Below are 13,273 nucleotides of genomic sequence, written 5' to 3' on the forward strand. Positions count from 1 at the left end.
AGGAGGCAGCAAATAAACCGGACGTTGCTTTTCCCCATAGAAAGCCATAAGCTGGAATTTTACAAAGCGATATTGGGGCAGTTCTTAAAGTGGGGCACCATCCTGATTATTGTGCTGGTAATTATTTTCAAAATAGAGCACTACCTGAAATAATATCCTTTTTTTTACTTTCAACAATAATCGTCAAATGTGTCGCCTCCTGCCCATTCAAGTCCTTGCACAAGAGTAAACAGTTTCTCTGCACCGTCTTTTTTGAAAAAATTTCCAAGATTATTGTGAACAAAAATGTCATTTTGATAAGCTACTTCTGCCAAAGAGTAAGGCTTTATTGCGTTGTCATCGCTGCTCTTGCACATAATCCATAAAACATTTTCGTCTTTGGAAATTGCAAAATCTTCGATGAATGATTTTGAATATTGATTTTGCGAAAATACCTTTTCTGCTTTTAGATTTGCTCCATAAGATAAAATTGGATTGCTGGCAATGTCTTGTGGGCAGCAAGGAAATTCAGTCGGCGTTTTCCAATTTTTTTGTTTTGCATTTTGAGTTAAGGAATTTGTAAACTCCGGAAGTTCCTCAATTTGCATTTTTGGTAAACTACGATTATATATCCATTCTCCTAATGTTCCGCCTTGTAATGGTTTGTCACCTTCTGCCCAAGCGAATAGTCTTTCTTTACTTACTTGTGCTTCTTCTTCTGAAACGGCACACATCCATTCATAATTTGGTTCTTGAAATTTGCCACGAAATTTTGAAGGGTTGGCAAGAAATGCTTCAACACTTCCGCAAACAAGTTCAATACGTCTTGCAGTGATTGGGTTAAGCAAAATATTTTCCAATCTTGTTACCCACCTAAGATTTTCCGGTCTGTTATTTTGTTTGTTCGTGTCAATATGATCAACAACGTGTTCTTTCGTTGGCGGTTCTCCGTGAAATGCAGTTGCAACTATTCTGTGAATACGAACTGAAGCAATTTCCAAATAACCTGTCTTAGTGTTTAGTTTGCCAAAAGTCCATTTATTGTCTGTCGGTCGAGTTCGATTATTGTTAGGAGCGTGTCGTAATACAGCACCATTATCCCGAACAGAGTAATGCTCATTTTTATAATGGCATTCAAAAATGCCATTATAAGTTTCGAGTAAATTTTCCATGATGGTTACATTTGATTGGGTACAATATCAATATGGTATCCTAAAACAAATGCAATTCTTGAAAGAATATCAAGTCCAACGGAATATTTGCCTTGTTCAATTCTGCTGAGATTTGCAGCGTCTATATTTGCTAAATTTGCTAAATCTTTTGCTTCTATCCCTTTTTCTTCCCGAATTTGGCGAATTTTTTTTCCTATTCGAGTTCTTTCTCCTTGTCTGTCACCGGAACTCATTCCCATAAATGACACACCATTTAGCATTAAGTCACGCCAAATATTGTTGGCCATTATTTCCTTGTCATCAGAGAAATTTTTGTCAAAAACAGTCTCTACCAAATGTAATTGATACTGACGAGTTTCTTGATTGGTGAAAATCCCAATACGAGTCAATATCGAAAAGACTTCTCCATCTGGTGCAATAACCTCGACCATTTTGTCATCAATGATTGTTGCTTTTGACTTAAATTTTGTCGCCAAAGGTTTTTTAAGTTCTTTATTCATAACATTTAATGCCGTATTTAAAGTGTTGCCGCCACTTTTAAAGTGATGAAGCAAAGATAAAAATAAATTTCTTAATTGGCAAATTTGCCAATTAAGAAATTGCTATTCGTTCTTCTTTTCCCATCGAACCTGTCGTGCTCTTTATGGCTGGGTCGTCTTATGTTGACCGCTAATGTTGAAGGCGTGCTGCTGTGCTGGTATTTATCATACCCAGCCTGGAACTGAAGCCTAATGGAATCACGTTTGACCAAGCCGATGCTAATAGTGATAAAAGTTGAGGATTTATTTGTCAGCCAGCAGAGCAACATCCTCCCTGTTGGCGGCTAGGTTTTTGTCGTTTAGTTTCTGTAATTCATTTTTGATAATCCAAAGTTCATGTCCAACTGTGTCGGTTATGTCCTTGTATCTAATTAGGTCGCCAAGTATTTTTGAATTGTCAGACTTTACCGCTTTAATTACTGCAAACTTGTAAAAATGGTCTTCGGGCCTACCAAGTTGAACGTTGTCAAAATAAATAGTGTCCTTTATAACTCTAAATGTTCCTTTGATTTCTGAAACCCCAAAGCAGCCAATTCTTTCTTTGAAAGTAAAGCGGTCGTCAATAGTACGATTACCAGAAGCCGCTTTTTCTGTCTGAGTTTTTCTTTGATTAAAAAATAGAGTTGTCGCAACAGAGCAATTGTAAGTCCTAAATAAACTGCGCCTAATAATAGAAATGCAGGAAAGGCAAATAGTCCAAGTTTGCCTTCCCAATAGTAGCTCGTGTTAACTAACAGAAAGAAAACAATTGTCGTTATGATTAGTCCTCTATTTTTCACTGTCGTGTAAAATGTCGGTTTAAGCTGACCGATAACAGGGTATTTGCGATGGGTCGGTAATAGTATTCCGTCAACTGAGTTTTGCATTAAAGTTAAATAGAAATTTTGAAGTTGTGCATTTGACATCGAGCCGCACTATTGCAAATACCCTGTTAGCGGTAGTGCTTTTATTTTGAAATATATGTTACAATATTTTTTTCTAAATCTTTTAAAACTGTATTCAACAATTCATTAGGTTCGGTGTAGGGTTTGTAAATAAGTTTGGTTGAAATTTTAGTTTTAAATTCATTCAGTTTCTTCCATTCATCTGCGATTTTGTCAAAATTCGGTGTGTCCAAGGAAACAACTGGGGCTGTTGAAAAGAAATATGCCATTCCAACAGGATTTTGGGAATCTGAGTTGTCAAGTGCTTGCAGAAGTTCTTCGGCTGTACCTGATTCAGCTCTTTGAACTCCTGTTGCTTGGTCATAAGTTGGACTGCCGAGTTTATGTTTAAAAACTGCAATTACGAAGTCGGCATTTTTAATAAGGTCCGAATTAATTACATCTTGTGCATATCCATTTTGTGAAGCTAAATCTTCCCATCCACTAACCATTATTCTAAGTCCACAATGTTTCTCGTGATTGTCAATTCTAAACCTTCTTTCTAGTGTATCCAATAGTAATTGCCTTTCCTGTTGTGTGTCGCCTGGGGATGCAATTACAACGCTAACTCCTGATTCTGATTTGAGCTTACGTTTTTTTAATATTGTCGATGTTCCAACTTTTACAGTTTCAAAAATGTCTTTATTCCATTTTGAACTTGAAGACAAGATGTTCATCAGGATTTTAATATCCTCAAAAATTCCTTCGGTTTCATCGTTTGAAATTAACTCTGAAACTCGCTTCAAACAATTTGGACAAAGACCTGCTTGCCTCATACCTGCATCAATTCCTCTTTTGTCCCCAAGAAAGTCATATATACAACCTGTTGTTTTTTCGTGGCGGAATCCACTAGTGTCAGTATCTAAAGCTAAATAGTCTGTAATGAAATAAATTAGCCCATTTGACTTTGGCAAGTCAGTTAGTAATTCCCAATAGGCAAAAGAAAATATTGATAAATTTTTATGTTCGTGAATAAAATAATTATCACTATACTGAATATCTGTGAAGCAAAAAACTCTTTCGTGTTCCTTAAATTCAGAAGAATATTTCTTATGAATTTCATTGAAGGACTTCGGCTTACTTAAAATGCTATCAGTAATTTCAAATGGTTTTTCAAAAATTGAAAATTCAAGGTGTTTACAGTTTGACAATAGAAATTCCTTAAGTTTTTTTCGGTCTATGTCGAAATTTTTATCAAGTAGTATAAGTATTTTCATATTCAGTAAGGTTGTCTTGGTAGCATTACCGCTAACTCTTAAATATACGAAATTTTTATTCGCAAATTATGCCTGTGTAAATAAGCTTCATTGACGAAAGAAAGTTGGGTATTATCTGAAAAAGGTCAAGCCCCTCACCAAAGCCGATTTCACCCCATTTTCATGCCTGCACATTCTATACGCTAATTTTACCAATACCGATAATGCTTCATAAAACATCATCAAATTTCCTTTATTTACTTCTTTATCGCCCTTATAAGTAATCACGGAGTCCAGCATATCCAGTAATTCTATTTGAGCATAAGACCGGCGGAAGGTTTTGCAGAATTGGGTAATGACTTGCCCCGGATCCTTCTTTTCATCAGCAGTCAATAAAACCGGGATGTTCATTTTAGCAATCATTTGCCGCGCCTCTTTGGGTAGTCGTTTTTGCTGCTTATATTTCCTATCGGCATTTTTCCGTTCATTCAATATATGACAGGCTTCAATAAGCCGGAGCAGGTGCTGAATAAAATCCATCAGGTCCTCCCGTGCGTTCTCTTCACTATACGCACTATTATCATTACATAAAGCACACTGCTGCCAGCATTGAAGTTCCTCTTTCATCTCATCCAGGTGATAGTGATAAAATACTTCCCATAGGATACGCAACGGCCGCTTACCGGCCAGGCTCAAAAAATGCCAGGACTTGTAAAAACGCTTTCTGCTGGGGGTGTTCGTTTCCATAAATCGGGTGTTTTATTGGGAAGTATTTTGTAATTCGGGCTGCAACGGCGCATTCATGAAGCATTTTCCGGCAGCGGATAACACTTCATGAATGCGCCGGATTTTTCCGGTAAGGGTTAACAATTCTTCATCCGTAATTTTATAATCTTCCCTATACCGGGTGTCTATATACGCTTTTTGCAAAAGGTTAAACAGGCGCTTGTCTTGCTCTGTTTGCCGGGGAAAGATTTCCGGCAGTTGATGCGCCACCAGGCTGCCATAGTGCAGCAGCCGGTCAATACTATGGGTATTGGCATGGTAGCCGGTTCCCGCTTTCAGCAGTGTTCGCAACGCCTGTTCTGCAGACTGATGCAGCATAAATGCCGCCATCTTGTGCTGCTTGCGCACACGGTACAGTTCTGAACCTGCCAAAAATTCTTTGGCCTTGGATAGCCCTTCTTCCCATTGCCTGGTAGCCTCTTTGTTGTTGGCAGCTACTTTAGTTCCCGGGTAATGCTCCCGGCAAATATTTCCTGCATCATACAGCACCGGGGCGTGCTGCCATATAAACCCGGCAAAGGAAAGACCAGCCTGCAGCCACTCCATAAAAGTGGAGGTTGCCAATACAAGTGTGGTAACCGGCATGAGGCTGCTGCAATGGTTTTCTATTTTGTCCTGCCATTCGTGCAACTCTTTATTGGCAAGGTTGGGCAGCAATATTAAAAGTGTACAGTCTGATATATGTTGACAGTATGGGGCGGATTCATTAAATATGCTTTCATATTTTTTGCGATGTAGTGTAGCGCCCAGCATAAAAATCATATCCGGGTTAGCCGTTTTTACAATTACTTCCGTAAGCTGTTGCTGGTGAAAACTAAATGCCTCCCGGCACTGATCGTAAATGGTAAAGGGCTTCATACTACCTCCTTTTTTGACAGTTGACGCCTGGTTTTGCGGAACCATTTTTTAAACCACCAGGTTTGGTGTTTATCACGCCATTTGGCATACCTGTCTACCAGTTTCTCGTTGCCCTCACCCGGAAAGAGCATGCCAACAGCATCCATTTCCTTAAAAATTTGGCGAATTTCAGCTTCCATATAATGCTCCTGCCCGTAACCGAGTGCAATAAAATAATTGATGAGGTGTTCCTTGGCCGTATCCCGCCCCTCCCGGTTCCAACTGCCGCAGGCCAGGTTATCCATAAAATCGATTACCACTTCTTTAGGCGGTATGTCCATCAGGCGGCATAGCAGCAAAAATTGATAGGGAAGAATGTAACTAAAATTAGCATGGCGTTCATAGGCCCCGGTTTGCCATTTTAATTCCGGCTTGGGTTTGCGTTGGGGTTGTTTGCGAGTGGATGTCTTTTGCATGGCGGAAAGCTTTTAAAGGTGAAGAATGTGCAAACAGACCAACCGGCGGCGCATAAAAAAGACGTGGGTTGGTCCTTACCGTCTTGGGGGCTACGACACCCTTACTCCAATAAGAACGCCCACGCCATAACGTGAACGATTTACCTTATTTCCCGGAGTTTGAATTGTCGTAGTTTCAAGACAGGAATTAAAGCAAACACGCTTAATATTTTAGGAAAGCGGCTGCAAAATAAAATTGAATTATGTCATTGCAATATTTTTTTATTTAATTTAAAACTGCTCCTAAAGATATATAAATCTTTCTTGTGAACCAAATTTTATTTCATGTAAAGCAGGTTTACACTAAAATTAATGATTTAGGTAAACAATAAATTTGTCTACAAGAGCAAATTATCATTATTAATGAGCAATTTAAAGTCAAAACGGAAGGCGGATAAAATTATTATCAACAGGTTGGCGGCCGTGCTAAAAGAAGAAGGAGTAAGTAACAAAGCACTGGCGGCAGAGTTAGGGTATGAAGAAACAACTATTTCAAAATGGGCTACAAATACCATACAACCCCCTCTTGCCACCTTCTTTCGCATCGCACTCACCATTAACCGGGATCTGAAAGATTTTTTTATTTCATCTAAGGACATTGAGGGTGAGGAAAAGAAAAAACTGCTCAAGGAACTGGCGGTAATTGCAGAAAAAGGAAAACGGACAGGCAAAAATAAAATACAAGATTAGAATGGCGATCAAAAAATCAGAATTATATTCTACTATTTGGGCAAGTTGCGACAAGCTACGTGGCGGCATGGATGCCAGCCAATATAAGGACTATGTACTGGTACTTCTTTTTATTAAATATGTATCCGATAAATATGCCGGTAAAAAGAACGCGGTAATCACCATACCTCCCGGAGCGTCTTTTGAAGATATGGTAAAGCTGAAAGGCCGGAAAGATATTGGTGATAAAATCAATAAGAAGATCATCAAACCTATTGCGGAAGAAAATGGTTTGTCGGGCATTATTGACGTTACCGACTTTAACGATGAAGAGAAGTTAGGTAAGAGTGATGAGATGGTTGATAAACTGTCGGGGCTTATTTCCATATTCCAAAATCCAAATTTAGATTTCAGCAAGAACAGGGCAGACGGAGATGATATATTGGGAGATGCTTATGAATACCTGATGAGACACTTCGCCACAGAGTCGGGAAAGAGCAAAGGTCAGTTCTACACTCCTGCTGAAGTAAGCAGGATACTGGCAAAAATATTGGGTATTAATGAAAACAATTCCACACGTCAAACCTCTGCTTATGATCCAACATGTGGAAGCGGCAGTCTGTTATTGAAAATTGCAGATGAAGCTGGGAAGGATATCTCTCTCTTCGGCCAGGAAAAAGATGTGGCAACGGCGGGTATTGCAAAAATGAATATGATCCTGCACAACAATCCTACCGCAGACATTCGCAAAGGTCAAAGTACATTATCCCATCCTTTGTTTACATCAGGCAATAATTTAAAACAATTTGATTACGCAGTATCGAACCCACCATTTTCAAGTAAGAATTGGATGGATGGGTTTAACCCGTCTGATGACATTTACCAACGATTTACCGGTTATGGAATACCTCCCACAAAAAACGGCGATTATGCTTTCTTACTTCATATCATCAAATCGCTAAAGAGCAACGGAAAAGGTGCTGTTATTTTGCCACATGGTGTATTATTTCGTGGAGGTTCAGAAGCGATGATTCGGAAAGCTCTTGTAGAGAAAGGATATATTAAAGGAATTATCGGCCTGCCGGCAAATCTTTTTTATGGCACAGGCATCCCTGCCTGCATTATTATGATGGATAAGGAAAATGCAGAGGGGCGAAAAGGTATATTCATGATTGATGCCAGCAAAGGTTTTGTAAAAGATGGTAATAAAAACAGGTTGCGGGAGCAGGACATCCATAAGATAGTTGATGTATTTAATAAGCAAACGCCTGTTTATGGATATTCCAGGATGATCCCTCTTGCCGAAATAAGGAAGAACGAGTTTAACCTGAATATACCCCGTTATATAGACAGCCAGGAAACCGAGGACATACAGGATATAGAAGCGCATTTGTTAGGGGGTATACCCAATTTTGATATTGATGCTTTACAGCTATACTGGGATGTTTATCCTTCTTTGAGAAAAGAATTGTTTAAAACAAGTAAGCGTAGCAACAAGTATAGTGAACTGAAAGTTGAAGCCAAACATATTCGGGTTACAATTTTCGGGCATCCGGAATTTACCGGCTATGCAAATGGTATCAATAATCTTTTCAATAGGTGGAAGCAAAAAAGCATTCCATCACTCACAGCTATAAAAATTGGAGACAAACCAAAGAAAATAATTCACGAGTTATCCGAGGATCTTCTTGCAACATTTTCAGGAAAAAAACTACTTGACAACTACGACATCTACCAACACCTTATGACTTATTGGGCGGATGTGATGCAGGACGATGTTTACATACTGGTGACAGATGGGTGGAAAGCCGGTAACGGTGTTGAAAACGATAAGAAGAAAAAAACATGGGAAGGCCGGTTGATGCCAAAGAACATTATCATAAATGAGTATTTCTCCAATGACAAAAAGGCCATAGAGGAACTTGAATTGCAAAGAGATGAAGTGGCCCGAAAAATAGAGGAAATGGATGAAGAACATACAGGAGAGGATGGCGCTTTATCAGAAGTATTAAATGATAAGGGGAAGCCAACCAAGGCTCTCATTCAAAAAAGGATTAAAACACTTGAAAAAGAGGAGAATACTTTATTAGTTGCTGATGAGCCGGAACCCGTATATGGGGAGCCTGAAGAAGATGAGCTAAATATTTTAATAAACTACCTTTCATTATTGGAGCAAGAGTCTGCATTGAATAAGTCAATAAAAACGGCAGAAACTGCATTGGACAAGAGGGCTCTAATCCAATATCCCAAACTAAAAGAAGCGGACATAAAGCATCTGGTTATTGAACAAAAATGGATGAACACCGTTCAATTGGAGGTACAAAATGAAATGGATAGAATAAGCCATCGGCTGGCTGAACGTATTAAAGAACTCGCTGAACGATATGAAACCACATTGCCGCAATTATCTTATGAAACAGATGAACTAACACATAAAGTAAATGCTCACCTAAAGAAAATGGGGTTTGTATGGAAATAGGAAAGGGTTATAAGGCAACGGAAATTGGTATTATTCCCAATGATTGGAATATTAAAGAAATTGGCTCTATTGCTATAATAAAAACAGGCGCAAAAAACACCCAAGATAAAATAGATAATGGCGTGTATCCATTTTTTGTCAGGTCTCAAATTGTAGAAAGAATCAATTCTTATTCATTCGATGGCGAGGCTGTTTTGACAGCGGGTGACGGAGTGGGTACCGGAAAGGTCTTTCATTATATCAATGGAAAATTTGACTATCATCAAAGAGTTTACTGTATAAGGGGTTTTGACAATACTGTAAATGGTTATTATTTTTTCATTTATTTCAGCAATAACTTCTACAGTAGAATTATGCAAATGACAGCAAAGTCATCTGTTGATTCCGTGCGTATGGAGATGATTGCAAAAATGAAAATACCGCTTCCTTCACTTGAAGAACAAAGTGCTATTGCTATTTCTCTCCGTAATGCAGATTCACTTATTAGGAGTTTGGAAAAACTCATTACCAAGAAGCGCAATGTCAGACAGGGAATCCTACATCAACTGATGCAACCGAAGAAAGAATGGGAGGTGAAAAATTTGAGCGAAATTGCAATAGTGCGTGATGGTACACATCAAACACCTAAATATGTTGAATCAGGCATCCCTTTTTACAGTGTTGAAAATGTTACAAATAATGATTTTACAAATACAAAATTCATATCGCCAGTTGAACATGCGTTACTAACAAGGAGTTTTCGAATAGAGAAAGGAGATATTTTAATGACCAGAATTGGTTCCATTGGAGATTTTAAACTAATCGACTGGGATGTTAACGCAAGCTTTTATGTAAGTCTGGCGTTGCTCAAAGTAAAAAGAGGTGTATCAGCATCATTTTTATGCCACTATTCAAAGACAGATGAATTTAAAAAAGAAATCGAGTGGAATTCCTTACAGTTTGCTATACCCAAAAAAATTAATTTAGGCCAAATATCTATGATTAAAGTACAACTGCCACCTTTAGGAGAACAAATAAGAATCACCAACATTCTTACAGACATAGATACGGAAATAGCTGCATTGGATGCAAAACTTGAAAAGTATAGGCAAATAAAGCAGGGAATAATGCAACAACTCTTAACCGGTAAAATCAGATTAATATGACATCAATAGGCCAAATAGAGCGGAAGACACAGAACCGGATTGCTAAACTGTTTAATGAGCAGTTAGGATACCATTATTTGGGTAATTGGGATGAAAGAGGCGGCAGTAATATAGAGGAAGGTGTTCTAAGAAAGTATCTGACAGAAACCAAAAAGTATTCATCTGAACTAATTGAAAAGGTAATCTTTGAACTAAGTAAAGCTGCGGGTAATCAAAGCGAAAGCTTATACGATATAAATAAGGCGGTGTACCTGATGCTAAGGTATGGAGTAAAGGTAAGGCCGGAAGCCGGGGCAAATACTGAAACTGTAGATGTAATAAACTGGAAGCAATGGAATAAAAATGATTTTGCAATTGCTGAAGAAGTAACTGTAAAAGGAGAGCATCATAAACGGCCAGACATAGTATTATACATTAACGGTATTGCAATCGGCGTCATTGAGCTAAAGCGAAGCACTATATCCATATCCGAAGGAATCCGCCAGAACTTGGATAATCAGAAGGGTACATTTATCAGGAACTTTTTTGCAACTGTCCAGCTTGTAATGGCTGGCAATGATATTGAGGGATTAAAATACGGTTGTATTGAAACGAAAGAAAAATATTACCTGGGCTGGAAAGAAGAGAGTGATATTGAAAATCCGTTAGACCGTGGTATTTTACAAATGTGCAATAAGCAAAGGTTGGTTGAGTTGTTGCACGATTTTGTTGTTTATGACAGAGGAATTAAAAAGTTATGCAGGCCTAACCAGTATTTTGGTGTAAAAGCAGCCCAGGAGCATATCAGAAGACGTGAAGGTGGAATTATCTGGCATACTCAGGGAAGTGGGAAAAGTCTCACAATGGTATGGCTCACCAAATGGATAAAGGAAAATGTAACCAACTCCCGTGTATTAGTAATTACAGACCGGGAGGAATTGGACGAGCAGATTGAAAAAGTTTATACAGGTGTTGGAGAAACCATTGTGCGTACAAAAAGCGGCAAAGATTTAATTGATAAACTAAATACTGTCAATCCGTGGTTGCTATGCTCATTAATTCACAAGTTTGGAAAAAAGGATGAAGGAAATATTGATGAATATGTTGAAGAATTAGAAAGAAACCTGCCGGCAGACTTTAAAGCAAAGGGGGATATTTATGTATTTGTAGATGAATGTCACCGGACTCAAAGCGGTAAGCTTCATGGGGCGATGAAAAAAATCTTGCCGAATGCACTATTTATTGGTTTTACTGGTACCCCATTGCTGAAAAAGGATAAAGAAAGCAGCATGGAAGTTTTCGGCACATACATTCATACATACAAGTTTGACGAAGCTGTAAAGGACAAAGTGGTACTTGATTTGCGATATGAGGCCAGAAATGTTGATCAACAGATAACATCACAGGAAGGAATAGACCGATGGTTTAATGCCAAGACAAGAGGGCTTACCAATTATGCACTCACTGAACTAAAAAAGCGGTGGGGCACGCTGCAAAAAGTTCTAAGTTCAAGAACCCGCATCTCTCGGATCATGGCCGATATCCTAATGGATATGGAAGAAAGAGAGCGGTTACAAAATGGTCGCGGAAATGCGATGCTTGTTGCCGGAAGTATTTACCAGGCCTGCCGTTACTATGAGTTATTTCAGGAAGCCGGATTTACCAAGTGTGCAATTATTACCTCTTATAATCCTTCCATCTCCGACATAAAAGGAGAATCAGTAGTTGAAGAGCCAGACACAGAGAATGTATTTAAGTATGACACGTATGTAAAAATGCTCAATGGTAAAACACCTGAGCAGTTTGAAATGGAGGTAAAAAGGAAATTTATTGAGGAGCCTGCCCAAATGAAATTGCTGATAGTGGTGGATAAACTTTTGACAGGTTTTGATGCTCCTCCAGCCACATACTTATATATTGATAGCTCTATGCAAGACCACGGCTTATTTCAGGCTATATGTAGGGTAAACAGGCTTGATGGAGATGATAAAGAATATGGGTACGTTGTCGACTATAAAGATTTATTCAAGCGACTGGAGAAAGCTGTGTCGGATTACACTTCCGATGCTTTCGATGCTTTTGAGAAAGAGGATGTAGAAGGTCTGTTAGCAGATAGGTTACAAAAAGGAAAAGAAAGATTAGACGAGTGCCTTGAATCAATAAAGGCATTGATAGAGCCTATCGGCAATGCAAAAGACCAGTTACAGTGCATCCGGTATTTTTGTGGCAACCCGGAGAACCCGGAAGATTTAAAGAACACCGAGCAAAGAAGAATTTCCCTTTATAAGCAGACTGTTGCGTTAATTAGAGCTTTTGCCAATATCGCCAATGAAATGGAAGAAGCCGGATATACTATAAAACAGACAGAACAAATAAAGGAGGATATGAAATTTTTTGAGAACCTGAGACAAGAAATAAAACTTGCCAGCCGGGATTATATTGATCTAAAACAGTATGAGCCTGCAATGAGGCATTTAATTGACACTTATATAAGTGCTACTGATAGCACTGTTGTATCTGCTTTTGATGACATCACATTATTGCAGTTGATCGCTGAAAAGGGAATGGATGTAGCAGCTAATAGCCTGCCATCCGGTATCAGAAAGAACAAAAATGCAATGGCTGAAACCATTGAGAACAATATCCGCAGGTTGATTATTGATGAAATGCCTACAAATCCAAAGTACTATGAGAAAATGTCCGTTCTACTTGATGAACTAATAAGACAAAGAAAGGAAGAGGCACAGGAATATAAAAAATATTTGGCAGCTTTAGCCAAGTTAATTAAAAATGTAACAAAGCCGGAGGACTCGAAGGATTATCCAAAAGCGATGAACACCCCGGGTAAACGAGCTTTATTCGACAACCTGAATCGGGATGCAAACCTTGCTTTGCAGGTAGATGCAGCCATAATTTCGGTTAAAAAAGATGATTGGCGGGGAAATAAACAGAAGGAAAAGGAAATTAGAATTGCTATTGGTGAATATATTGAAGACGAAGAAGAGGTGAACAGGGTATATGAAATTGTCAGAGCCCAAACGCAGGATTATTAGG

12 protein-coding genes are annotated in these 13,273 nt (G+C 38.6%); 5 read left to right on the forward strand and 7 right to left on the reverse strand.

Annotation, left to right across the window (positions count from 1 at the left end):
- The first annotated feature begins 24 nt into the window (after positions 1-24).
- A complete protein-coding gene (locus A8C56_RS25375) occupies positions 25-153 on the forward strand; it encodes a hypothetical protein (RefSeq protein ID WP_262492442.1) in 129 nt (42 codons plus the stop codon).
- 17 nt (positions 154-170) lie between these two features.
- On the opposite strand, the gene A8C56_RS21200 is transcribed toward A8C56_RS25375, so the two are convergent.
- From A8C56_RS21200 to A8C56_RS21230, 7 genes are all read right to left on the reverse strand, one after another.
- Positions 171-1,151, reverse strand: coding sequence for an HNH endonuclease signature motif containing protein (locus A8C56_RS21200; RefSeq protein WP_067760479.1), 981 nt, complete (start codon positions 1,149-1,151; stop codon positions 171-173).
- Positions 1,152-1,156: 5 nt separating this feature from the next.
- Complete coding sequence (locus A8C56_RS21205) at positions 1,157-1,651, reverse strand: helix-turn-helix domain-containing protein (RefSeq protein ID WP_067760481.1); 495 nt, start codon at positions 1,649-1,651, stop codon at positions 1,157-1,159.
- 282 nt (positions 1,652-1,933) lie between these two features.
- Positions 1,934-2,404: a hypothetical protein gene (locus A8C56_RS21210; protein WP_067760483.1), complete on the reverse strand. Its 471-nt coding sequence runs from the start codon at positions 2,402-2,404 to the stop codon at positions 1,934-1,936.
- Between the two features lie 232 nt (positions 2,405-2,636).
- Positions 2,637-3,830 (reverse strand): hypothetical protein, encoded by a 1,194-nt coding sequence (locus tag A8C56_RS21215; protein ID WP_067760485.1) that lies wholly within the window; start codon positions 3,828-3,830, stop codon positions 2,637-2,639.
- 111 nt (positions 3,831-3,941) lie between these two features.
- Positions 3,942-4,556, reverse strand: coding sequence for a hypothetical protein (locus tag A8C56_RS21220; protein WP_067760487.1), 615 nt, complete (start codon positions 4,554-4,556; stop codon positions 3,942-3,944).
- Between the two features lie 12 nt (positions 4,557-4,568).
- Positions 4,569-5,453, reverse strand: coding sequence for a HEPN domain-containing protein (locus A8C56_RS21225; protein ID WP_067760489.1), 885 nt, complete (start codon positions 5,451-5,453; stop codon positions 4,569-4,571).
- Positions 5,450-5,908, reverse strand: coding sequence for a hypothetical protein (locus A8C56_RS21230; protein WP_084490325.1), 459 nt, complete (start codon positions 5,906-5,908; stop codon positions 5,450-5,452). Before A8C56_RS21230 ends, A8C56_RS21225 begins: the two co-directional genes overlap by 4 nt.
- 402 nt (positions 5,909-6,310) lie before the next feature.
- Here A8C56_RS21230 and A8C56_RS21235 point away from each other — a divergent pair, with 402 nt between their 5' ends.
- Genes A8C56_RS21235 through A8C56_RS21250 form a run of 4 tightly spaced genes read left to right on the forward strand, consistent with a single transcriptional unit; the run spans position 6,311 to position 13,272 of the window.
- Positions 6,311-6,637: a helix-turn-helix transcriptional regulator gene (locus A8C56_RS21235; protein WP_067760491.1), complete on the forward strand. Its 327-nt coding sequence runs from the start codon at positions 6,311-6,313 to the stop codon at positions 6,635-6,637.
- Between the two features lies 1 nt (position 6,638).
- Complete coding sequence (locus A8C56_RS21240) at positions 6,639-9,095, forward strand: type I restriction-modification system subunit M (protein WP_067760493.1); 2,457 nt, start codon at positions 6,639-6,641, stop codon at positions 9,093-9,095.
- Positions 9,086-10,240, forward strand: a complete 1,155-nt coding sequence (locus A8C56_RS21245; protein ID WP_067760496.1) for a restriction endonuclease subunit S — start codon at positions 9,086-9,088, stop codon at positions 10,238-10,240. The genes A8C56_RS21240 and A8C56_RS21245 overlap by 10 nt, the downstream gene beginning before the upstream one ends.
- On the forward strand, positions 10,237-13,272 hold the full coding sequence (locus A8C56_RS21250) for a type I restriction endonuclease subunit R (RefSeq protein WP_067760498.1): 3,036 nt from the start codon (positions 10,237-10,239) through the stop codon (positions 13,270-13,272). Before A8C56_RS21245 ends, A8C56_RS21250 begins: the two co-directional genes overlap by 4 nt.
- Position 13,273 lies beyond the last annotated feature (1 nt).

Source organism: Niabella ginsenosidivorans (genome assembly GCF_001654455.1).
Classification (GTDB): domain Bacteria; phylum Bacteroidota; class Bacteroidia; order Chitinophagales; family Chitinophagaceae; genus Niabella; species Niabella ginsenosidivorans.